The organism is Sandarakinorhabdus sp. FBCC-B8862, assembly GCF_059745315.1.
Genome location: NZ_CM185574.1, coordinates 2,167,125 through 2,190,204, shown reverse-complemented (window position 1 = coordinate 2,190,204; position 23,080 = coordinate 2,167,125). Strand labels below are relative to the sequence as shown.

Here is a 23,080-nt window from a genome sequence, read left to right as displayed (position 1 = left end):
GAGGCGGAGGGGCGTTCAGAGCCACGGTGCCTTGGCATCCAGCGCCAACATGGCCGCCGGCTGGTTGCGCTGCGACACGATGGCCCAATCGGCGCCCTTCACCATCACTTCCGGCACCAGCGGACGCGAGTTGTAGGTGCTGGCCATGGTGGCGCCATAGGCACCCGCCGTCATGAAGGCGACGAGATCGCCGGCGGCCACATCCTCCATCTCGCGGTCTTCGGCGAAGGTGTCGCCGGTTTCGCAGATCGGGCCCACCACGGTCGCCGTGGTGCGCTCCGCCTTGGGATGGACGGCAAGAATATCGTGCCAGGCGTTGTAGAGGGAGGGGCGCAGGAGATCGTTCATCGCGGCATCGACCACAATGAAATGCCTGGACGCGCCTTCCTTGGTGAGGATGACTTCCGACACCAGAACGCCGGCGTTGCCAACGATCATGCGGCCGGGTTCGAACATCAGCCGCCACGGCCAGCCGTCGGTGGCGCGCGCCACCATGGCGGCATATTCGGCCGGGCTGGGCGGCGGCGCCTGATCGCGGCGATAGGGCACACCCAGCCCGCCGCCAACATCGATGCGCTTGATCTGGTGGCCGGCCGCTTCGAGCTGGCGGGCAAGATCGCCGAGCTTGCGGATGGCATCTTCCACCGGCTCCAGCTTGGTGAGCTGGCTGCCGATGTGGGCGGCGAGGCCGACGGGGCGCAGGTTGGGGTGGGCCGCAGCCTGCGCAAAGGCGGCCGGCAGCCGTTCCCACGGGATGCCGAACTTGGCATCGGCGCCACCGGTGCTGATCTTGCCGTGCGTCTTGGGGTCCACCGCCGGGTTGATGCGGATGGCGATTTCGACAGTTGCTTGCCTGTCGGCGGCCACTTCGGCCAGCATGTCGATCTCGGCTTCGGATTCGACATTGAACTGCAAGATGCCGGCCTCAACCCCGGCGGCGAGTTCGGCGCGGGTCTTGCCCACGCCCGAAAACACGATGCGGCTGGCGGGCACACCGGCGGCCAGTGCCCGGGCGAGTTCGCCGCCCGAGACGACATCGGCGCCAGCCCCCAGCCGGGCCAGCGTGGCCAGCACCGCGAGGTTGGGATTGGCCTTCACGGCAAAGGCGACCAGCGGATTGCCGTCCCCCAGGCCTGCCACGGCATCGCGGAACACGGTGAAATGCCGTTCCATCGTGGCGCTGCTGTAGCAGTAAAACGGCGTGCCCACCTGTTTGGCCAGCGCCGCCAGGTTCACATCCTCGGCGTGCATCACGCCGTCACGGATCTGGAAATGGTCCATGGCTTGGCCTTATTTGGGTGGCGGCAGGTTGAACGGATCGTTGCCGCGTTCGGGCAGCGGGCCCTGGTTGTCGTCCACACGCTGCGGCACAGCTTGCGGGTTCAATTTCAGCATTTCCTGCGGCGTGGAGGCGCGCACCTGGGTCTCGCCGCGCTGCGGCGCCGGCCGGCCGGCCTTGGGCTCCAAGGCGCCCTGCTTGCCGCAACCGGCCAGCAGCAGCGCCGCAAGGAGGAGCGCGCGCTTCACAGGCGGGCCCGGGCCGCCGCAATCGCGGCGCGGACATTGGCCGGCGCCGTGCCGCCAAAGCTGGTGCGGCTGGCAACGCTGGCTTCCACCGACAGCACATCGCGCACCGCCTTGGTGATGCGCTTGTCGATGGCGCTGAGCTCGGCATCGGTGAGGCCGTTCAGGTCGGTGCCCTTGGCTTCGGCCGCCTTGACGCAATGGCCGGTGATCTCGTGCGCTTCGCGGAACGGCACGTTCGCCACGCGCACCAGCCAATCGGCGAGATCGGTGGCGGTGGAAAAGCCGCTGTTGGCGGCGGCGCGCATCTTCGCCTTGTTGAACGTGATGGTCTCCACCATGCCGGTCATGCTGGCCAGGCACAGGCCCAGATCGTCAAAGGCGGCGAACACGGTGGATTTGTCGTCCTGCATGTCCTTGGAATAGGCGAGCGGCAGGCCCTTCATCACCACCGACAGGCGGGTGAAGGCGGCGAGGAATTCGCCCGACTTGGCGCGCACCAGTTCGGCGGCATCAGGGTTGCGCTTCTGCGGCATGATGCTGCTGCCGGTGGACCAGGCATCGGGCAGGGTGATGAAGCCATAGGGCTGGCTGGCCCAGATGATGATTTCCTCGGCCAGGCGCGACAGGTGCAGGCCGGTCATGTGGGTGGCGCTGAGATATTCCAGCGCGAAATCGCGATCCGACACTGAGTCCAGGCTGTTGCGCGTGGGGCCTTTGGCAAAGCCCAGCGCGGCTGCCGTCATCTGCCGGTCGATCGGGAAGCTGGTGCCGGCCAGTGCGGCGGCGCCCAGCGGGCATTCGTCCATGCGGGCCCTGGCGTCGGCAAAGCGGCTGCGGTCGCGGCCGAGCATTTCGACATAGGCCATCAGATGATGGCCCAGCGTGACCGGCTGCGCCACCTGCAGATGGGTGAAGCCGGGCATGATCGTGTCGGCATGCTCCTCGGCGCGCTTCAACAAGGCGCCGATCAGGGCCTTCAGCGCGGCATCGGCTTCATCGCAGGCGGCCTTCACCCACAGGCGGAAATCCACCGCCACCTGGTCGTTGCGGCTGCGCGCGGTGTGGAGGCGGCCGGCGGCGGGGCCGATGATTTCCTTCAGCCGTGTTTCGACATGGAGATGGATATCCTCGAGGTTGAGATTCTCGACCAGCTTGCCGTCGGCATATTCCTGGGCGATCTGCTGCAGGCCCCGGTCAATGGCGACGACATCGTCTGCCGAAATGATGCCCTGCTTGCCCAACATGGCGACGTGGGCGCGGCTGCCCTGGATATCCTGGCGCCACAGCCGCTTGTCCACGCCGATGGACGCGTTGATCTGTTGCATGATCGCCGATGGGCCGCCGCCGAAGCGGCCGCCCCACAGGCTGTTGGCCGCCGGTGCACCGGCCGGGGTGGCAGCCATGGTTTCATCCACATTGGTCATGGTGGTCGCCGATAGGGCATTGCCGCCCAGCCCGCAACCAACCGCGCCGCCCATCGCCGCCAGTTTCAACGCATCCCGCCGCGAGACTGTCATGCCCCTGCCCCTTCTTCTGCCTTGGGAAGCAGTGCCACAGCCGCTTGCCGCCCGCCACTGGGCTGTTTATCGGGGCGGTGACCAATCGAGGATTGAACCGATGCGCCATATTCTGCCGCTTGCTGCCGCCGTCATGCTCGCCGCCTGCAACCAGGCCCAGCCCGCCGCGCCTGAGGCGCCGGCCCAGGCCGCCGCGCCGGCCAAGCCCAAGGAGGTGCCGATCAACACCATCGATCGCAGCCACGCCGGCGAACCCGGCCCGGCCGCCGTGACCTGGGAAATGAAGGGCGGCACCAAGCAGAAGCTCAGCGATCACCAGGGCATGAAGATGCTGGTCAACCTGTGGGCGACCTGGTGCGCGCCGTGCATTGCGGAAATGCCGGCGCTCGACAAGCTGGCCGGCGAGGTGCCGGTGATGGTGCTGCCGATTTCGCAGGACATGGAAGGCTGGCAGGCGGTGGACAAGTTCTGGGGCAAGAACAAGTTCCAGAACATCGAGACCGGGCTGGACCAGCCGGGCAGCTTTGCTGAGGCGGTGAAGGCGCGCGGGCTGCCGGTGACGATCCTTTATGACGAGAATGGCAAGGAGATCTGGCGGGTGTCGGGCACGCTGGATTGGGGGTCCGCTGAGGTCAGGAAGGCGATTGTGGGGTGAGGGACGATCCTGGTCCTTCCTGGGGCGGGGCCAATGTCGGCTTTGTCTTTGGCATCGGGGCGGTTGGATGGTCCATTTATTTATTGTTGGATAAGGCGGGGCAGCCCTCGCTCGGTTTTGTATGCGCAATATTTTTCACTGATGTTTCCGTATTAATTTGTGCATACCGTGAATACAGGTCGTCCACATGGTTTATTTCTTATATAATTACGATTTTTACAATATTCTTATTATCAATATCGTTCTTTAAAGAATATCTAGGTTTTTTCGATCCACATGGCTTTAATGCTTGGCGAGGATGGGGGATCATATGCTTGGTATTGATGTGGGTAATCGCTGAATTGTTCAAACGTGCGGCAAAGCGTTTTGGCCGAGATTAGAGGCGGAATTGACCCGCACGGCCGGCGGCGGAGCCGCCGAGCCCGTTGGGGGCGGGGCCTAACGATCCTCCCCCTCTGGGGGAGGTGGCACGCGGCACGCGTGACGGAGGGGGCAAGCCGGGCGTGCTTGGGCTCGCCTGCCCGCTGCGGGCCCCCTCCGCCTCCCGTTGGTCGGCACCTCCCCCAGAGGGGGAGGATCGCGCCTTACTTGTTCATGGCGTTGAAAAAGTCGGCGTTCGTCACCGAATCCTTCATCTTGTCCATCAGGAACTCGATCGCATCCGTCGAGCCCATCTGCATCAGGATGCGGCGCAGCACCCACATCTTGGACAGGGTTTCCTTGTCCACCAGCAGCTCTTCCTTGCGGGTGCCGCTCTTGCCGATGTCGATGGCCGGGAAGACGCGCTTGTCGGCGATCTTGCGGTCAAGCACGATTTCGGCATTGCCGGTGCCCTTGAACTCTTCGAAGATCACTTCGTCCATGCGGCTGCCGGTGTCGATCAGCGCCGTCGAAATGATGGTCAGGCTGCCACCCTCCTCAATGTTGCGCGCCGCGCCGAAGAAGCGCTTGGGGCGCTGCAGGGCGTTGGCGTCGACACCGCCGGTCAGCACCTTGCCGGACGAGGGAACGACCGTGTTGTAGGCGCGGCCCAGGCGGGTGATGTTGTCCAGCAGGATGATCACGTCGCGCTTGTGCTCAACCAGGCGCTTGGCCTTTTCGATCACCATTTCGGCGACCTGGACGTGGCGGGTGGCCGGCTCGTCGAAGGTCGAGGAAATCACCTCGCCCTTCACCGTGCGCTGCATGTCGGTGACTTCTTCTGGCCGCTCGTCGATCAGCAGCACCATCAGGAAACATTCCGGGTGGTTGGCGCTGATCGCTTTGGCGATATTCTGCATCATGATCGTCTTGCCGACGCGCGGTGGGGCGACGATCAGGCAGCGCTGGCCCTTGCCCAATGGCGAGACGATGTCGATCACCCGGCCGGTCTTGTCCTTCGACGTCGGGTCGCCGCTTTCCAGGTTCAGCTTCTCGTTGGGATAGAGCGGGGTGAGATTGTCGAAATTCACCCGGTGGCGCACGGCTTCGGGATCATCGAAGTTGATCGCCGTCACCTTGTTGAGGCCGAAATAGCGTTCGCCATTCTTGGGCGCGCTGATCTCGCCTTCCACCGTGTCACCGGTGCGCAGGCCATAGCGGCGGACGATCTGCGGGTTGACATAGATATCGTCAGGCCCGGCCAGATAGCTGGCATCGGCCGAGCGCATGAAGCCGAAGCCATCAGGCATCACCTCGATGGTGCCGGACCCCATCACCTCGGTGCCTTCCTCGGCGGCGGCCTTGAGGATGCCGAAGATGATGTCCTGCTTGCGCAGGGTGGAGGCGTTTTCGACGCCCATTTCCTCGGCCATGGCGACCAGATCGGCCGGAGCGGTTTTCTTGAGTTGTTGCAGGTGCATGAGGTTCCTATGGCGACAGGCGCGCGGTGGGGAATGACAAAAAAGGGCTCAGACGAGCGCAGGCACACCAGGACGGGCGCCGGATTTGGTGTCGTGACTAATGAGCGGGGCCACGCCCGTCAAGGCCGGTCCGCTCGCCCGCCCATTTGACACAATTGACGAAATTCCCGGGATTCAGGAAAAGTTTCCTTGTAAAACAAGGGGTGAAGACGGCTGGTCACTGAATGATCTATACGCCAGGTCAAGGGCTGTAGGACAGGGGAAAGGCTGGAATAGCCTCCGGCGACAAAGTTGGCAGACCGTCGAGCGGCCCCTCCACTGCGCTGCTCCACTGCGCTGCTCCACCGCGCTCCTCCGCCTCGCTGCGCTCTGCACCTCCCCAAACAAGTCTGGGGAGGACCGGTGTTGTGCTGGGTACGCGTGAAACAAATGGGTCAAGGGTCTGCGACCCTTGCCGCCGGAGGCGCTTTTCTGCTTTCTCACAGCGCCAGCCAAAGGAGACAGATCATGCCGGTGGACGCATTGGGCGAATATGATCCGAACAATATCTTTGCCCGCATCCTGCGCGGCGAGATTCCGTGCCGCAAGGTGCATGAGACGGATCATGCGTTGGCCTTTCACGACATCAACCCGCAGGCGCCGGTGCATGTGCTGGTGATCCCCAAGGGGCCGTATCGCAGCTGGGCGGATTTTTCGGTGCGGGCGAGCGAGGCGGAGATTGCCGGGTTTGTGCGGGCGGTGGGGGAAACGGCGAAGCTGCTGGGGCTGGAGGAACCGGGTTATCGCCTGCTCGCCAATGCCGGGGTGAATGCCCATCAGGAGGTGCCGCACCTGCATGTGCATGTGTTTGGCGGCAAGGCGTTGGGGCCGATGCTGGCGCGCTAGTTGGTCAATCCGACAAGACCGAACCCGCTCATGCCGAGCTTGTCGAGGCACCGTGCTGTCCGTGCCTCGACAAGCTCGGCATGAGCGGGTTTGTGTTTGCGGGAAGAGGTTCAGGTCGAGGCGTGCGCCTCCCCCATGCGGCGGATGGCGGCGAGCTTGGTGTGGAGCGGGGTCCAGTCGTCGTGGGTGGCGATGGGGGCCCACAGTGCCTCCACTTCGTCGATCAGCATGGTGCAGGGCGCATCGTCGGACCAATAGGGGTGGCTGGGCGCGTCTGCGGCGAAATCGGGGATCAGCGCCAGGAAATCGGTGAAGGCATCGTGGCTGTAATGATGGTCGGCCGGGGATGCACCGCGCCGCACGCCACAGCGCCAATCGAAGAAGAAGCGGTCCGGGTCCATTTGCGCGCCAACCAGCGCCTTCTGGATGGCTTCGACCAGCGCCTCGTCCTCGGCCGGGCCCAGCCGCTTGACGCCGAGCCGGCCGAGCATGGCATCGGACAGGGCGGCGCGGTAGCGCAGCGGGTAGGTTTCGAGCGGGCCTTTCAGCTCGTCCACCTCGGCAATCGGTCGCAAGGCGCTGCCCAGCTGGAACAGGTTCCATTGCAGCGCTTCGGCCTGGCGGCCGAAGGCGTAGAGGCCATAATGATCGAAATAGGCGGCGGTGAAGCCGGCATCCCAGGCGGGGGCGAAGCGCCAGGGGCCATAGTCGAAGCTTTCGCCGGTGATGTTGATATTGTCGGTGTTGAGCACACCGTGGACGAAGCCGGCGGCCATGAACTGGGCCGCCATGCGCGCGGCGCCCTTGACGGCGTGATCGACCAGGGCGGCGACCGGGGTGGGGCCGCTGGCACCGGGCGCGAGGTGGGTGAGGCAATAATCGACCAGCCGGGTGAGCCCATCGCGGTTCTGGTGGAAGGCCTGACGCTGGAAACTGCCATAGCGGACATGGCTGTGATTGAGGCGGACCAGTACGGCCGAGCGGGTGGGCGACGGCTCGTCGCTGCGGATGAGGTTTTCGCCGGTTTCGATGACGCTGAAGGTGCGGGAGGTGGCGACGCCGAGCGCCTCCAGCATTTCGGTGGCGAGGATTTCGCGCACCGCGCCCTTCAGGGTGAGGCGGCCATCGCCGGCGCGGCTGTACGGGGTGGTGCCGCTGCCCTTGGTGCCGAGGTCCATCAGGCGGCCGCGATCATCCCGACATTGCGCGAACAGGAAGCCGCGGCCATCGCCGAGATCGGGGTTGTAGGTGCGGAACTGGTGGCCGTGATAGCGCAGGGCGAGCGGTTGCGGCAGGCTGCCGGGCAGCGGCGCAAAGCGGCCGAAATGCTGCAGCCACTGATCGTCGGTCAGGCCGGCAAGGCCGATTTGCGCGGCGGCGCGATCGTTGCGGAAGCGGAGGATGGTCTGCGGGAAATCGGCGGCGGCAACGGGATCGAAGAAATCCGGGCCAAGGCTGAGGATGGCGGTTTCGGGGGCGAAGTTCATGGCCCCATCATGGCCGGGGCGGGCGGATTATTCCACCACATATCCCGAGGCGGCGCGGATGAAGCGCACGGTTTCGCGCTCGATGCGGTCCGCCTCTTCCGGGGTGGCGGCGCACAGCCAGCGATCAATGGCATCGCCGACGATATGGTGGGTGAAGCTGGCGGCGATGTCGATTTCCACACCGGTGACGCCGCGCTTGGCAAAGGCCGCCTGCATGTGCCGCTTGATCCAGTCGGTCGTCACTTCCTTGGCGGCGTGATAGAAAGGCTCGGCATCAGCGCTGGCGGCCATGGCGGCCTTGGGCCCGCATTCGTTGCAATCGGGTTCCGGCCCTTCCCAGATCATGTTTTCGCGCACGAAGCGCAGCACGCGCGGGACAGTGATGCCGGGTTCCAGATCCTCGAGGGCATAGCCCTCTTCCATGGCGGCGATCATCGCTTCGCCGTGGCGGCGGCCCAATTCCTCGAGCAGGGCCTTTTTCGAGCCGAAATGATAGAAGATCGAGCCTTCGGAGACATCGGCTTCGCGGGCGATATCGGCGGTGCCGGTGGCGGCAAAACCGTTGCGCGAAAACAGCATATGGGCAGCGGCGAGCACGCGCGCCTTGGTTTCGGCCGGATCATAGCGGCGGGCGCGCACATCGGCGGCCGGCCGGCCACGCGGGCTGCTGCGACCCTGTGTTGTTGAGACGGAACGTGAATCGACGGCGCGCGTTGCCACGGTGCTTGTTCTTCCCTATCCCCCCCGGGATGGGCTTCCTATAGCAAGCAACCTGAGTCAGAGTCAAAACATGCCGCTTGCCGCCGCCTCCACCCGCCTCGCGCCGGCCCCCGGCTGGCAGCGCGGCTATGTGTTTTCGGCTGACAATGTGCGCCTGTGCTGGCGGGAGCATCATGCGCCAGGCCTGGATGATCGCCGGCCCACCCTGTTGTGCCTGGCTGGCCTGACCCGCAACGGAAGCGATTTTGCCCATCTGGGCGACAGCCTGGGCCGAGATTGGCGGATCATTGCGCCCGATCTGCGCGGGCGGGGCGAATCGGGCTTTGCGCGCGATTCGCTGTCTTATGTGCCGCTCACCTATCTGCGCGATCTGTCGCTGGTGCTGGAAGCGGCGGGGGTGGGGCGGTTTGTGGTGATCGGATCATCGCTGGGCGGGCTGTTGGCGTTGCGGATGACGACAGCGCACCGGGCGCGGATGGCCGGGGTGGTGCTGAACGATATCGGCCCCGAACTGGAGGGGGCGGGCCTCAATCGGCTGCGCGCCAATGTTGGCCGGGGCGGCAACTGGCTGACCTGGGTGCATGCGGCGCGCGATCTGGCGGTGCGCAATGCCGGCATCTATCCCGATTGGGGGCTGCACGACTGGCTGGCCTTTGCCAAGCGGCTGTGCCGGATCAGCCCGCAGGGGCGCATCGTGTTTGATTATGATCCGCGCATTGCCGAGCCGTTCCGCCTGCCGCACGGCGATGCCGGGGCGGATGACTGGGCCGCCTTTGACCAGCTGCGCGGGCTGCCGGTGCTGAGCGTGCGCGCCGCCCTGTCGGATGTGCTGTCGGCCGCCACGCAGGCCCAGATGGGCCGGCGGCTGCCGGGGCTGCAGATGGTGACGGTGCCGGGCGTGGGCCATGCGCCGACCCTGGCCGAGCCGGTCGCGGCGGCGGCGCTGGCGGAATTTCTGCTTGAAGTGGAACGGGGAGAGGGATGATGAACCGCACATATTGGAAGCTGGTGCGCCGGCCGGTGGGCGATATCGCGCCGGGCGATCTGGAGTTGGTGACCGAAGCGCTGCCCGAACTGGCCGAGGGGCAGTTCCTGCTGCAGGTGATCTACCTGAGCCTCGATCCGACCAACCGGATCTGGATGAGCGACATGGAGCAATATATGCCGCCCGTGGCGCTGGGGGCGCCGATGCGGGCCGGGGTGTGCGGGCGGGTGATTGCCAGCCGCAAGGCCGGTGTGTCTGAAGGCCAGATCATGGCGGGCCTCGGCGAATGGGCCGATCATATCGTGTCGGACGGCAGCTTCATGAGCCCGCTGCCGCAGCTGCCGGGCGTGCCTCTGGCGGCCACCTATGGCACGTTAGCGCTGGTAGGGCCCACCGCCTATTTCGGCCTGATCGACATTGGCCAGCCCAAGGCCGGCGAGACTTTGGTGGTGAGTGCCGCGGCCGGCGGGGTGGGGCAGATTGTTGGCCAGATCGGCAAGATCAAGGGCTGCAAGGTGATCGGCATCGCCGGGGGCCGCGCCAAATGCGATTATGTGGTGAACGAACTGGGGTTCGATGCCGCCATTGACTACAAGGCCGAGGATGTGGGCGCGGCGCTCGACCGGCTGGCGCCCGAGGGTGTGGACATCAATTTCGAACAGGTGGGCGGCAGCATCATGGTGGAGGTGCTGAAGCGGATGCGCATCTTTGGCCGGGTGCCGCTGTGCGGGTTGATCTCCAGTTACAACGACGTGACGCCCACCGAACCGCCGGGCTTCTGGACGATGATGCTGATGCGCCGGCTGACGGTGCGCGGCTTCATCGTGACCGATTTCGCCCCGCGCTTTGGCGAAAGCGGCGCGGCGCTGGCCGGCTGGATGATGAGCGGCCAGCTGAAGACGCGGCAGGACATCAGGCCGGGCCTGGAGAATGCCGTGGAGACGGTGAAGGAGCTGTATAGCGGCGGCAATTTCGGCAAGCTGCTGATCGAGGTGAGCGCGCCTTAACGCGCCTGCCACACCACCCGGCCATCCACCATCGTCAGCAGGCTGCGGCCGGCGGCGATGGTGAAGGGATCGACGGTGAAGATATCGCGATCCAGCATTACGAGGTCGGCGCGCTTGCCGACTTCAAGGCTGCCCAGCTCGCGTTCCACCCCCAGCTGATACGCGCTGCCGAAGGTGAGGGCGCGCACGGCCTGGGCCACGGTCAGCGCCTGATGCGGATTGCGGGCCGGCAGGTCGCGCCGGCCAGGCGGGCGGCGGGTGACGGCGACCTCGATCTGGGTCAGCGGTTTCCAGGTCGAAAGATAGGCGGCGGCCGGCCAATCGGTGCCAAAGCTTTGCACGGCGCCGCTGGCGAGCAGGCTTTTGACCGGATAGGCCGCCTCCATCACGTCGGTGCCGACAAAGCGGCCGATATTGTCATAGCTGGGATCGCGGGTGGCCCATTGGATGCTGGTTTGCGCCACCACGTTCAGCTTGGCGAAGCGCGGCACGTCGGCGGCATCGACCAGATCCATGTGCGCGATGGCATGGCGCTGGCCGGTGAGGCCGGCAAAGCGGGCGCGGGCGACGGCATCGAGCACCTGGCGCACCGCCGCCCCGCCGATGGCGTGGACATGGACCGGCACGCCGGCCCTTTCGGCGGCGGTGATGCGGGCATCCAGATGCGCGTCCGTCATCATCGGGACGCCCTTGAAGTCAGATTTGTCCTTGTAGTTGGCGAGCAGATAGGCGGTGTGGCCTTCGGGCACGCCATCGGCAAACAGCTTGATGGCGGTGGGGCGCAGCAGGCGGCCGCCATAGCGCGCCTTGAGTTGGAGCAGCCGGGCCACCGGATCATCGGCTTCGCCCCGGTTGGCGGTGGAGGCGAAATAGCGCAGCGGCAGCTGGCCGGCTGCCTCCATGCCGGCGAGCAACTGATAGGCCGATGCCTCGTCTGGCGCGCCCATGCCGGCATCGAACAGGCCGGTGAGGCCGGATTCGAGCGCGCGCGGCAGCCAGCGGCGGAAGGCGGCGGCATAGCTGGCCAGGGTGGGGCGCAACAGGCGGCGCGCCACCTCGGCATCGGCGCCTTCGCGCGCGGTGCCGGTGGGGTTGCCGGCGGCATCGCGTTCCCAGAAGCTGCTGCCCGGCACCGGATCGGGCGTGGCGGCGCTGACCCCGCCGGCCTTCAGTGCGGCGGTGGAATACCAGGTGGAATGGCCGTCAACCGAATCAATCAGCACGATGCGATCCCCGAACACTGCATCCAGTTCGGCCGTGGTGGGACCTTTCGGGCCAAAGAGATGGTTCTGCCAGCCGCGCGCCTGGATGGGGCCGGTGCCGGGGCTGGCGGCCTTCAGCGCCTGCAGGGCGGCGGCGAGCTTTTCCGGCGTGTCGGCCGCGGCGAAATCGATGCCGGTATCAGCAAGGCTGCCCGACAGCGCGTGCATGTGGCTGTCGATCAGGCCGGGCAGCACCAGCCGGCCCTGTGCATCGATCACCCGGGTGCCGGGGGTGATGCAGGCCCGCGCCTGCGCCGTGCTGCCCACGCGGGTGATGCGGCCGTTTTCGATGCACAGGCCCTGGGCGAGGCGGTCTTTCGCATCCATGGTGTGGATGCGGGCGTTGAGGATCACCGTGTCAGCCGCCCATACGGGCATGGCCAGCACCGACGCAGCCAGGATTGTCTTCAGCATATCAGCCCCCCTTTTGCCTGCAGCGTGGCAGAGCCTAGTGCCACTGCCAAGCGGAGGCGCAAACGGCCCAAGCAACTTGTCCGGACAACTGTTGATTTGTCCGGACAAGTTGCATATGGTGGGTGTATTGCCGCACCAGAACGGCAAGCGCACGCCAATCAATGGGGACCATGATGCTCGCCAGCCACACTGTCCGAATTGCCCTGCCATTTGCTCTGCTTGCCGGCGTGTCTGCCCCGGCGTTGGCACAGGCATCGGCACAGCCTGCCACCGCCGAAGCCGCCGCGACCGAGGACGGGGAGATCATCGTCACCGCCCGCAAGCGTGAGGAAAAGCTGCAGGATGTGCCGCTGACCATCGCCGTGGTGAGCCAGGAACAGATCGCCAAGGCCAATCTCGACAATATTTCCGATCTGGCCTTCCAGACCCCGGGTTTCTCGTTCCGCCAAGGCTTTGGCCGCATCGGCGGTGGCGGCGGTGCCGGGGTGCGGCCTTCGGTGCGCGGCATGTCCAGCGTGGTCGGCGCGCCCAATGCGGCCTTCTTCGTTGATGGCATCTTCGTGTCGGACAACATCAACAGCTACCAGCTCGACAATCTTGAGCGGGTGGAAGTGATCAAAGGGCCGCAAAGCGCGTTGTTCGGCCGCCAGACCTTTGCCGGCGCGATCAATTTCGTCACTCGCAAGCCGCGCAACGAACTGGCCGGCCGGATACGGATGACGGCCGGCGAATATGGCAATTTCGAGCTGTCGGGCTATGTCTCGGGTGCGATCGTGCCGGATGTGCTGAAGATGGAATTGAACGGTCGCTATTATGAATTCGGCGGCGACTGGGTGAATGCGGACAATGGCAAGCGCGAACTGGGCCAGCAGCGCAGCGTGAACATCGGCACCACGATCGTGTTCGAGCCGGCATCCAACTTTGAAGCTGTGCTGCGTGTGGGTTACAGCCAGGACAATGATGGCGGCTATGTCTATGGCTTCCAGGGTTCAGCCAAGAACAATTGTTTCGCTCCGCCGATTGTCGCGACGGTGCCGTTCCCGCGCACCAATACGGCACGGCGCGGGTTTTACTGCGGCGAAGTGCAGGTGCCCACTTCTTATGCCTACAACATCGATGAAATCCGGGCCGCAGGCTTTGACGGCCTGGATCGCGAATTCTGGCGTGGCTCGCTGGAACTGAACTGGACGCTGTTTGGCGGCTGGCGCATCACGTCGCTCACATCATCCAACCGAAATGCTTCGATCACCGGCCAGGACAACACGTTGCTGCCCAGCAGCAATCCGGCCTTTGCCGTGGACCAGGCCCGCAACAGCGACTGGAGCCAGGAAGTGCGCATCAGCACCCCGCAGGACTGGAAGGTGCGCGGCCTGTTCGGTGGCTATCATTTCCGGCAAGACAATGATGGCGGCTTCCAGTTCACCAACACCAACCGCACACTGCGCCCGTTCGACAGTGCCGAAGCGGTGAGCAATTATTCGATCTTCGGTATGGTGGAAGCCGACATCACCGATGCCCTGACGGTGAGCGCTGAAGCGCGCTATCAGTGGGAAACCATCTTTGATTCCAGCCGCACGCTGGGCACCGAAGGCCAGGCACCGCCGGCACCGACGGGCTTGCGCCAGGTGGAATACAAGGCCTTCCTGCCACGCTTCACCATCGGCTACCAAGTCAATCCCGATTTCAACCTGTTTGCCACGGCTGCCAAGGGCAACAAGCCGGGCGGATTCAACGCCCTGCCCAACGATGCCATCCAGGCCGACGTCGATTTCTTCCGCGCGCAGGGCTTTGACGTGTTCCGCGAAGAAAGCGCCTGGAGTTATGAACTGGGCGCCAAGGGCCGTCTTGGCGTGTTCAATTTTTCGGCGGCGGCCTTCCTGATCAACTGGTCCAACCAGCAGTTGAGCCGCGGCGAGGCCTATACCCGCACCAACAACACGCCCAATTCGGTGGTGTTCATCCAGAATGCCGGGCGCTCGCAGATCAAGGGCTTTGAATTTGACGTGAGCGCAAACGCCACCAGCTGGCTGTTCCTGCGCGCGGCCTATACGTTCGTCGATGCCCGCTTCAAGCAATTCTATGACGATACCACCGAGGAGATTTTCGACACCGATGGCCGGCCGGCCCGGTTGCGTGGCGGCGCCATCAACCCGCTGGATGTCGATGGTCTTTCGGGTGGCGACCTGCGCGGCAAACGGCTGCCGCAAACCCCCCAGCACCAGTTCATCCTGACGGGGCAGGTGACCCAGCCGGTGGCCAAGGACATTTCGGCCTTTGCCCGGGCGGATCTTGCCTATGAAAGCCGCCGCTATTCCCAGGTCGACAATCTCAACTGGGCCGGCGACAGCTACAACCTCAACGTCAACATCGGCATCGAGGGCAAGCACTGGAATCTGACCCTGTTTGCCCGCAATCTTCTGGATGACCAGACGCCGGTGGTGGTGACCCGCCTGCTTGACTTCAATCGCCTGCTGACCCGGGTGAACCCGCTGACCGGGCTCAACCAGACCACATTCTTCCGCGATTTCGCCGTTTCGGCACCGCGGCGGCGGCAGTTCGGCATCATCCTGGGCACGCAGTTCTGATGCCGCTGCGCAACACACCGGTGCAGTGGGGCGGGGTGGCCCGCGCCCTGCACTGGCTGATGGCGCTGCTGATCATCGGCACCTCGCTGTTCGTGCTGCACGTAAACGACAGCATGCCGTGGTTCAAATCATCGCCGCTGGTCTTCATCACCTATATCCACTGGCACAAGGCGTTCGGGCTGCTGGCGCTGGTGCTGGTGCTGGTGCGGCTGGTCTGGCGGCGCAGCAATGTTGTGCCGCAGACGGCACCGCTGACCATCTTCGAGCAAATCTGGTCGCATCGCGCCCATATCGCGCTCTATGCCCTCATGCTGGCAGTGCCGATCACCGGCTGGCTGGCGTCATCGGCGTTCGGCAGCGGCACCAAGGTGTTCGGTCTGTTCACCGTGCCCGGCATCATCCCCAAATCAAGGCCGCTGGTGGCGCCCACCTATTGGGCGCATTTCGGCCTGGCCTGGGCGCTGCTGGCGCTGGTGAGCGTGCACATCATCGCCGCCTTCTGGCATCACGACCGGCGTCGCGACAATGTGCTGATGGGCATGTGGAAGGGCCGGCCCGGCACCCGTCAGGATTGACCGAACGGCAGCAGCGCTTCCAGCGCCGCATCGGGCCGGCCGCGCCGCCGGGCGCGAAAGGCGTGTTCGACGATCATCGCCTGTTGTTCGATGCCATAGCGGGCAAAGGGCTTGCCAGGCACGAGCGCATAGCCATAGCGGGCAAACGGCGGCCGCCGCAGCGCCAGATGGCCGCCCTGCTGATACTGCCAGACATGCACCATTTCATGGACGAAATGCGCCTGGAAGCCCGGCAGCTCGGCGGCATAATCGGGTGACCAGTTGGGGCCATTGGGGTGGCACCAGATCGCCCCATCAGGCGCCATCGTTACCCACCAGGGCTGCAGCGACCAATATTTGGCGCGGTGGATGCGCACCGGTGCGGGATCGAGCGCGGGCCCGAAGACGCTGGCCACCAGCGCGATCTCGCCGGGCGTCAGTGGGCGGCTTTCAGACACGTCTGGCCGCGAAGAAATCTTTCAGCAGGGCAGCACATTCGGCTTCGGCCACCCCGGCGATCACCTCGGGCCGGTGATGGGCCTGCGGGTGGCTGAACACGCGGGCGCCTTGTTCGACCCCGCCCGATTTGGGATCGGAGGCGCCATAGACCAGCCGCTCCACCCGCGCCGCCGATATCGCCGCCGCGCACATGGCGCAGGGTTCCAGCGTGACGGTGAGGGTGCAGCCCGTCAGCCGCTCGCTGCCCAGCGCGGCACAGGCGGCGCGGATGGCCAGCAGCTCGGCATGGGCGGTGGGATCGCTGCGTTCGCGCGTGCGGTTGCCGGCGCTGGCGATGATGGCGCCGGCGGCGTCGCTGATCACCGCGCCCACCGGCACCTCCCCGCGCGCGGCGGCGGCGCGGGCCTCGTCCAGCGCCTGGGCCATTGCTTTGGAGGGGGGGAAGACCATGGCAAAACTCTAGCCCAGCCGGCGCGCACGGCCTAGTCTGTCCGGCATGAGCGAGACCATCCACCCCGTCACCCAGGCCGCGCTGGCCATCACCCGCACCACGGCCGAGCAATATCAGGCAGCCCATGCCCGCAGCCTTGCCGATCCCGATGGCTTCTGGCGGGACCAGATCGGCCGGCTGGACTGGTATCGGGCGCCGACCGTGATGGGCAACTGGTCGTGGGACCCGGTGGACATCAAATGGTTTGAAGATGGCGTGATCAACGCCAGCTGGAACTGCCTTGACCGCTGGGCCGAGGCTGATCCCACCCGCACCGCGATCATCTGGGAAGCCGATGATCCCAAGGCCAAGACCCGGCGGCTGAGCTATGCCGAGCTGCGCGACGAGGTGGCGCGCATGGCCAATGCACTGGTGGCGCTGGGCGTCGACAAGGGCGACCGGGTCACCATCTACATGCCGATGATCCCGGAAGCGGCGATGGCCATGCTGGCCTGCGCCCGCATCGGCGCGGTGCATTCGGTGGTGTTTGGCGGCTTTTCGGCCGAAAGCCTGGCCGGCCGCATCGAGGACGCGCAGAGCAAATTCATCATCACCGCCGATGAAGGCCGGCGCGGCGGCAAGCCGATCCCGCTGAAGGCGATTGCCGACGAGGCCTGCGACAAGGCGGAAGCGGCCGGCGTGAATGTGGAGGCGATGCTGGTGGTGCGCCACACCGGCGGCGCGATCAGCATGGTGGAGGATCGCGACCATTGGTGGCACGAGCTGCGCGCCGAGGTGCCGGCGGCCTGCACGCCCGAGCCGATGAACGCCGAGGACCCACTGTTCATCCTCTACACCAGCGGTTCGACCGGCAAGCCCAAGGGCGTGCTGCATTCGACCGCCGGCTATCTGCTGTGGGCCAATCTGACCTTTGAAACCGTGTTCGATTACCGGGCCGGCGAGATTTTCTGGTGCACCGCCGATGTCGGCTGGGTCACCGGGCACAGCTATATCGTCTATGGTCCGCTGTCGGCCGGGGCGACGGTGCTGATGTTTGAAGGCGTGCCGAGCTGGCCGGCCAATGACCGCTTCTGGCAGGTGATCGACAAGCACAAGGTCAACATCTTTTACACCGCGCCGACCGCGCTCAGGGCCATCATGCGCGAAGGCGATGAACCGGTGAACCGGCATGATCTGTCCAGTCTGCGCCTGCTCGGCACGGTGGGCGAACCGATCAATCCCGAAGCCTGGAACTGGTATCACCGTGTGGTGGGCAAGGGGCAGCTGCCCATCGTTGACACCTGGTGGCAGACCGAGACCGGCGGCACGCTGATCACCCCCCTGCCCGGTGCCACGCCGCTGAAGGCCGGCAGCGCCAGCTGGCCGTTCTTTGGCATCGAGCCGGCGCTAGTGGAGGCCGATGGCAGCCTCATCACCTGGACGCCGGGCACCGAGATCAGCGGCAATCTGGTGCTGCTGCGTTCGTGGCCCGGGCAGGCGCGCACGGTGTTCGGCGATCATGATCGCTTCACCCAGACCTATTTCACCGCCTATCGCGGCCGCTATTTCACCGGCGACGGCGCGCGGCGCGATGCCGATGGTTACTGGTGGATCACCGGGCGCGTCGATGATGTCATCAACGTGTCGGGCCACCGCATGGGCACGGCCGAGGTCGAATCGGCGCTGGTCGCCCACGCCGATGTGGCCGAAGCCGCCGTGGTTGGCTTCCCGCACGACATCAAGGGTCAGGGCATTTATGCCTATGTCACGCTGAACGCCGGGGTGGAGGCAACAGACGCGCTGGTCGCGGCGCTGAAGGCGACGGTGCGCGCCGAAATCGGCGGCATCGCCGTGCCTGACCATATCCACCTCACGCCGGCCCTGCCCAAGACCCGAAGCGGCAAGATCATGCGCCGCATCCTGCGCAAGATCGCCGAGAATGAGTTTGGCGCGCTGGGTGACACCAGCACGCTGGCAGACCCGACGGTGGTAGACGCGCTGATCGAGGGGCGGTTGAACCGCTGAGCCTCACACGTCCAGGTTGGCGACGTTCAGGGCGTTTTCCTGGATGAAGGCGCGGCGTTCCTCGACCACGTCGCCCATCAGCTTGGCGAAAATGTCATCCGCATCCGCCGCCTCGCCAATATCCACCCGCAGCAGGGTGCGGGCGGCCGGGTCCAGCGTGGTTTCCCACAGCTGCTCGGCGTTCATTTCGCCGAGGCCCTTGTAGCGCTGGATCGACAGGCCCTTGCGGCCGGCATCAAGCACGCCCGACAAGAGGTCGGACGGGCGGGTGACGCGCATGGTGCCGAGCATGGCGGGGGCGGCATAGGTGGCGGCTTCGGGCGCCATCAGGGCGTGCAGGCGCGGGGCTTCGGGAGCGACCAGGAAGGCGCCATCGATGACATGGTAATCGGTGACGCCGCGCCAGGCGCGTTCCACCTGGTAACCACCGTCGGCCGCCAGGCTGGCGGTCCATTGGCCGCCATCGGTTTCGGCGGCGTTGAGCCAGGCGGCGGTGCGCGCGGCAGCCTCGGCCGAGGCTCCGGCCAGCGCGCCGTTCAAGGCCAACGCCTCCACAATGGCGGCCGGATAGCGGCGCGGCACATAATCCATCAGGGCATGGGCGCGGCGGGCGTGATCAACCAGCGCAGCGAGATCGGCGCCGGAGCGCGGGCCGGCGGCGGTGTTGAGCACGAGGCTGCCGGTGCCGGCTTCGACCAGATAATCCTCCAGCGCGGCGTTGTCCTTCAGATACACTTCTGATCGGCCGCGGCTGACCTTGTAGAGCGGCGGCTGGGCGATGAAGAGATGGCCCTGCTCGATGAGCTGCGGCATGTGGCGGAAGAAGAAGGTGAGCAGCAGGGTGCGGATATGGGCGCCGTCTACATCGGCGTCGGTCATGATGACGATCTTGTGGTAGCGCAGCTTGTCGATGGTGAAATCCTGGGCGATGCCGGTGCCCAGCGCCTGGATCAGCGTGCCGATTTCTCGGGAGCCGAGCATGCGGTCCAGCCGGGCGCGTTCGACGTTGAGGATCTTGCCGCGCAGGGGCAGGATCGCCTGATACTGGCGATTGCGGCCCTGCTTGGCGCTGCCGCCGGCGCTGTCGCCCTCGACCAGGAAGAGTTCGGATTTGGCCGGGTCACGCTCCTGACAGTCGGCCAGCTTGCCGGGCAAAGAGGCGATGTCGAGCGCGCCCTTGCGGCGGGTAAGGTCGCGCGCCTTGCGGGCGGCTTCGCGGGCGGCGGCGGCGTCGATGATCTTGGCTACGATGGTGCGGGCGTGGGCCGGGTTTTCCTGCAGCCACACGTCCAGCCGGTCGGCCATCAGGCTTTCCAGCGGCTGGCGCACTTCGGAGCTGACCAGCTTGTCCTTGGTCTGGCTCGAGAATTTCGGATCGGGCAGCTTCACCGAGACGATGGCGGTCAGGCCTTCGCGCATGTCATCGCCGGTCAGGCTGACCTTTTCCTTTTTCAGCAGGCCGGACTGTTCGGCATAGGCGTTGAGCGTGCGGGTGAGCGCGGCGCGGAAGGCGGCGAGGTGGGTGCCGCCATCGCGCTGCGGGATGTTGTTGGTGAAGCAGAGGACCTGTTCGTAATAGCTGTCGTTCCATTCCAGCGCGACATCGATGCCGATGTCATTGGCCTGGCCGGTGATGGCGATCGGGTTGGGGATCAGTGCCTGCTTCGACTTGTCGAGGAACTTCACGAAGGCCGCGATGCCGCCTTCATAATAGAGATCGACCGATTTGCCTTCGGCATGGCGGGCATCGGTGAGCACCAGGCGCACGCCCGAATTGAGGAAGGCCAGCTCGCGGAAGCGGTGTTCCAGCCGGGCATAATCAAAATCGATGAACTTGAAGGTTTCGGCCGACGGGAAGAAGGTGACACGGGTGCCGCGCTTGCCGTTCGATGGGCCCACCACCTTCAGCGGTGCCTGCGCATCGCCGTGGTGGAAGCGCATCCAATGCTCTTCGCCGTCGCGCCAGATGGTCAGCTCCAGCCATTCCGACAGGGCGTTGACCACCGAGACGCCGACGCCGTGCAGACCGCCCGAGACCTTGTAGGCATTGTCGTCGCTGTTGTTGAACTTCCCCCCGGCGTGCAGCTGGGTCATGATCACTTCGGCGGCCGACACGCCTTCTTCCGCATGGATGCCGGTGGGGATGCCACGGCCATTGTCGGTGACGCTCACCGAGCCATCGGCATTCAGCGTGATGTCGATGCGGTCGCAATAGCCGGCCAGCGCCTCGTCGATGGCGTTGTCGCTGACTTCGAACACCATGTGGTGCAGGCCCGACCCGTCATCCGTGTCACCGATATACATGCCGGGGCGCTTGCGCACGGCATCGAGCCCGCGCAGCACCTTGATGCTGTCGGCGCCATAATCATTGATCTGGGCGGGGTTTGGGTTGTTCTCGGTCAAAGCGGGGGCCTGCGGCTTGGGATGGTCGTCCAGCGGCTATAGAGACTCCCGCCCGCGCGCGCGAGGGTTGATTTTGTCGACTCAGCCTGCCTGGGCGCGCAGCCAGGCCATGGCGGCATCGGGCAGCATCGGCCGGGCAAACCAATAGCCTTGGATGGCCGAGCAGCCGTGGGTGAACAGGAAGTTGCGCTGGCTGTCGGTTTCCACCCCTTCGGCAATCACCTCCAGCCCCAACGCGCCGCCCAGCTGGATCAGCGAGCGGGCAATGAGGCCAGAGCCATCCTCGCTGTCGATGGCGTGGGTGAAGCTGCGATCAATCTTGATGCGATCGACGGGGAATCGCGTGAGATGGGAGAGCGAGGCATAGCCGGTGCCGAAATCATCCATGGCGAGCGTGCATCCCATGGCGCGCAGGGCTTCCAGGGTCTGGCCGATGCGGGCGGTGGACCGATCAAGCAGCACGGTTTCCGTGACTTCAATTTCCAGCCGCCCGGCCGGGATGCCATGGCGCGCCAGCGCAGCAGCCACGAGATCGACAAAATCATCCGCCAACAATTGCGCGGTTGAGACGTTGATGGCGAGATGGCCAGGTTCCAGCCCGACAGCCAGCATGGCGGCGAAGCTGGCCATGGCCACATCCATCACCGCGTTGCCAAGGCTTTGGGCCAGGCCAACATCCTCGGCCAGGGCAATGAACTCTGACGGCGGCACCCATTGGTTGCCATGCTGCCAGCGGGCCAACGCCTCGAAGCCGAGCACCTTGCCATCGCGCAGGCGCTGTTGGGGTTGCAAGGCGGCCTGGAACTTGCCGACAGCCAGGGCCTGCCGCAACGCTTCCGCCAACTGCGTCCGCCGCACCACGCGCTCGGCCAGCGCGGCGCTGAAGATCACGTGGCGGCCGCGGCCCTGGCGCTTGGCATCGAGCAGCGCCGCATCGGCATTGGCCAGCAGCAGTTTGGGATCGCAGGGCTGATCCGGAAAGGGCGCGATCCCAACGGAGACGGACGGGGCATAGCGGCTGGCGCCGAGCTGCATCGGGCGGCGCATGCGGGTCATCAGCCCGGTGGCCAGTTCGGCGAGCTGATCGGGATCGACGGCGCGGTTGATGATCAGGGCGAATTCATCGCCAGCCAGCCGGGCGGCAATGCTGCCGGGCCCGCCGATCTTGCCGACCAGCATGCGCAGCCGCCGGCCGACGATGCGCAGCAGCAAATCGCCGGCGGCATGGCCCAGGCTGTCATTCACCGCCTTGAAGAAATCGACATCGAGCAGGATCAGGAAGCCCGGTGCATTGCCCTGTGCCGCCTGTTCAAGCCGGTTCAGCAGCACCTCGCGGTTGGCCAGCCCGGTGAGCGTATCTTCCTCAGCCCGGCGGCGCAGTTCGCGCTCCGCCCGCTTCAGCTCGCTGACATCCGTGCGGATCGAAACGATGTTGCCGCTTTCCGAAATGGCGGTGCTGGCCTGCATGAACTTGTCGTCCGCCAGGTGAAACACCCGCTTGTAGCCGGCGGCGCGATGCTGGCGCAGATAATCGGCCACCCAGGCGGCGCGGGCTTCCGGGGGATCATCGCCGCTGATTTCCGGCACATAATGATTGGCCATCACCTTGCGGGTGATGATGTTGGCCAGGGTTTCGCCCGGCACCATGAACTGGCGGTTGCCCGGCAGGATATCCCGATACACCTCGTTCACGAGGATCAACCGTTCTTCGGCATCATAGACCGACAGCGCCGCCGGAATCCCGCTGATCACATCGCGCAACAGGGTTTCGGTGCGGCTGCGCAATTCCAGTTCGCGCGCCGCCCGGGTGGCGGCTACGTGGCGATCGGTGATGTCTTCAAACGTGCCCAACAGATAGAGCGCCTCGCTGCGCTTGCGCCGCACCGCGCGGCCACGCGCCCGCACCTGGCGGCGTTCGCCGTCGCTGCGGCGGATGGCCAGTTCCAGATCCCAGGGCTTGCCATCCGTGCTGGCCCGCGCCACCGCATCAGACACGATCTGCCGATGTTCGGGCACATAGAAATTCACCGCGAGATCGAGTGTGGGAACAAACCCCGCCGACACGCCGTGGATCCGCCGCGTCTGGTTGCTCCACCACAGGGTGCCGCCGGGCGTGTATTGCCAGGCGCCGATGCCGGCCACTTCCAGGATCGGTTCGGCTGCCGCCAACGCACGGGCATCCAGCGGCCGGCCGGCCAGGGGGCTGCGCGGCGCCAGTTGCTCGTCCAGCAACCAACTCACGTCCGACATCGGGTTCACTCTCCCAGGATCATGTCGAAGGGCAACGGCGATTCGCGACTTTGCTTTATTTCAGGCTATGCGCC

Annotated in this window: 19 protein-coding genes; 8 read left to right on the top strand and 11 right to left on the bottom strand. The window is 65.5% G+C overall.

What is annotated here, in order from left to right; all coding sequences use genetic code 11:
- Positions 1-15: 15 nt before the first annotated feature.
- From lysA to argH, 3 genes are read right to left on the bottom strand one after another with little or no spacing between them, the layout of a single operon-like run.
- Positions 16-1,281: a diaminopimelate decarboxylase gene (gene lysA / locus AC6BOR_RS10575; protein WP_498058411.1), complete on the bottom strand. Its 1,266-nt coding sequence runs from the start codon at positions 1,279-1,281 to the stop codon at positions 16-18.
- 9 nt (positions 1,282-1,290) lie between these two features.
- Positions 1,291-1,527: a hypothetical protein gene (locus AC6BOR_RS10570; protein WP_498058410.1), complete on the bottom strand. Its 237-nt coding sequence runs from the start codon at positions 1,525-1,527 to the stop codon at positions 1,291-1,293.
- On the bottom strand, positions 1,524-2,951 hold the full coding sequence (argH, locus tag AC6BOR_RS10565) for an argininosuccinate lyase (RefSeq protein ID WP_498060649.1): 1,428 nt from the start codon (positions 2,949-2,951) through the stop codon (positions 1,524-1,526). Before argH ends, AC6BOR_RS10570 begins: the two co-directional genes overlap by 4 nt.
- 193 nt (positions 2,952-3,144) lie before the next feature.
- On the opposite strand from argH, the gene AC6BOR_RS10560 reads away from it, so the two are divergent.
- Both AC6BOR_RS10560 and AC6BOR_RS10555 read left to right on the top strand, forming a co-directional pair.
- Positions 3,145-3,699, top strand: coding sequence for a TlpA family protein disulfide reductase (locus AC6BOR_RS10560; RefSeq protein ID WP_498058409.1), 555 nt, complete (start codon positions 3,145-3,147; stop codon positions 3,697-3,699).
- Positions 3,696-4,079, top strand: coding sequence for a hypothetical protein (locus AC6BOR_RS10555; protein ID WP_498058408.1), 384 nt, complete (start codon positions 3,696-3,698; stop codon positions 4,077-4,079). Before AC6BOR_RS10560 ends, AC6BOR_RS10555 begins: the two co-directional genes overlap by 4 nt.
- A 204-nt stretch (positions 4,080-4,283) precedes the next feature.
- Here the strand turns inward: AC6BOR_RS10555 and rho are convergent, their stop codons facing one another.
- Complete coding sequence (gene rho, locus AC6BOR_RS10550; RefSeq protein ID WP_086115526.1) at positions 4,284-5,540, bottom strand: transcription termination factor Rho; 1,257 nt, start codon at positions 5,538-5,540, stop codon at positions 4,284-4,286.
- A 507-nt stretch (positions 5,541-6,047) separates the two neighbouring features.
- Between rho and AC6BOR_RS10545 the strand changes: the two genes are divergently transcribed.
- Entirely contained in the window at positions 6,048-6,425 is a 378-nt protein-coding gene (locus tag AC6BOR_RS10545; protein WP_498058407.1) for a histidine triad nucleotide-binding protein, read from the top strand.
- A 110-nt stretch (positions 6,426-6,535) separates the two neighbouring features.
- Here the strand turns inward: AC6BOR_RS10545 and AC6BOR_RS10540 are convergent, their stop codons facing one another.
- Positions 6,536-7,912, bottom strand: a complete 1,377-nt coding sequence (locus AC6BOR_RS10540; protein ID WP_498058406.1) for a protein adenylyltransferase SelO family protein — start codon at positions 7,910-7,912, stop codon at positions 6,536-6,538.
- A gap of 27 nt (positions 7,913-7,939) precedes the next feature.
- Positions 7,940-8,632 (bottom strand): TetR/AcrR family transcriptional regulator, encoded by a 693-nt coding sequence (locus AC6BOR_RS10535; RefSeq protein ID WP_498058405.1) that lies wholly within the window; start codon positions 8,630-8,632, stop codon positions 7,940-7,942.
- 70 nt (positions 8,633-8,702) lie between these two features.
- Between AC6BOR_RS10535 and AC6BOR_RS10530 the strand changes: the two genes are divergently transcribed.
- Positions 8,703-9,617: an alpha/beta fold hydrolase gene (locus tag AC6BOR_RS10530; RefSeq protein ID WP_498058404.1), complete on the top strand. Its 915-nt coding sequence runs from the start codon at positions 8,703-8,705 to the stop codon at positions 9,615-9,617.
- Positions 9,614-10,624 (top strand): NADP-dependent oxidoreductase, encoded by a 1,011-nt coding sequence (locus AC6BOR_RS10525; RefSeq protein ID WP_498058403.1) that lies wholly within the window; start codon positions 9,614-9,616, stop codon positions 10,622-10,624. The genes AC6BOR_RS10530 and AC6BOR_RS10525 overlap by 4 nt, the downstream gene beginning before the upstream one ends.
- Here the strand turns inward: AC6BOR_RS10525 and AC6BOR_RS10520 are convergent.
- Positions 10,621-12,300, bottom strand: a complete 1,680-nt coding sequence (locus AC6BOR_RS10520) for an amidohydrolase (RefSeq protein WP_498058402.1) — start codon at positions 12,298-12,300, stop codon at positions 10,621-10,623. The genes AC6BOR_RS10525 and AC6BOR_RS10520 overlap by 4 nt on opposite strands.
- 161 nt (positions 12,301-12,461) lie before the next feature.
- Here AC6BOR_RS10520 and AC6BOR_RS10515 point away from each other — a divergent pair, with 161 nt between their 5' ends.
- Positions 12,462-14,885 carry a TonB-dependent receptor gene (locus AC6BOR_RS10515; protein WP_498058401.1) on the top strand — a complete coding sequence of 808 codons (2,424 nt, stop codon included), beginning with the start codon at positions 12,462-12,464 and terminating at the stop codon, positions 14,883-14,885.
- Positions 14,885-15,460, top strand: coding sequence for a cytochrome b (locus tag AC6BOR_RS10510; protein ID WP_498058400.1), 576 nt, complete (start codon positions 14,885-14,887; stop codon positions 15,458-15,460). The genes AC6BOR_RS10515 and AC6BOR_RS10510 overlap by 1 nt, the downstream gene beginning before the upstream one ends.
- Here the strand turns inward: AC6BOR_RS10510 and AC6BOR_RS10505 are convergent.
- Together AC6BOR_RS10505 and AC6BOR_RS10500 are read right to left on the bottom strand one after the other, a co-directional pair.
- Positions 15,451-15,897 (bottom strand): vgr related protein, encoded by a 447-nt coding sequence (locus tag AC6BOR_RS10505; RefSeq protein WP_498058399.1) that lies wholly within the window; start codon positions 15,895-15,897, stop codon positions 15,451-15,453. The two genes, AC6BOR_RS10510 and AC6BOR_RS10505, sit on opposite strands and share 10 nt — an antisense overlap.
- Entirely contained in the window at positions 15,890-16,324 is a 435-nt protein-coding gene (locus AC6BOR_RS10500) for a nucleoside deaminase (RefSeq protein WP_086115535.1), read from the bottom strand. Before AC6BOR_RS10500 ends, AC6BOR_RS10505 begins: the two co-directional genes overlap by 8 nt.
- 70 nt (positions 16,325-16,394) lie before the next feature.
- On the opposite strand from AC6BOR_RS10500, the gene acs reads away from it, so the two are divergent.
- Positions 16,395-18,353, top strand: coding sequence for an acetate--CoA ligase (gene acs / locus AC6BOR_RS10495; protein WP_498058398.1), 1,959 nt, complete (start codon positions 16,395-16,397; stop codon positions 18,351-18,353).
- Positions 18,354-18,356: 3 nt separating this feature from the next.
- Here acs and gyrB read toward each other — a convergent pair whose 3' ends face one another.
- On the bottom strand, positions 18,357-20,756 hold the full coding sequence (gene gyrB / locus AC6BOR_RS10490) for a DNA topoisomerase (ATP-hydrolyzing) subunit B (RefSeq protein ID WP_498058397.1): 2,400 nt from the start codon (positions 20,754-20,756) through the stop codon (positions 18,357-18,359).
- A gap of 81 nt (positions 20,757-20,837) precedes the next feature.
- A complete protein-coding gene (locus tag AC6BOR_RS10485; protein WP_498058396.1) occupies positions 20,838-23,006 on the bottom strand; it encodes a sensor domain-containing protein in 2,169 nt (722 codons plus the stop codon).
- Positions 23,007-23,080 lie beyond the last annotated feature (74 nt).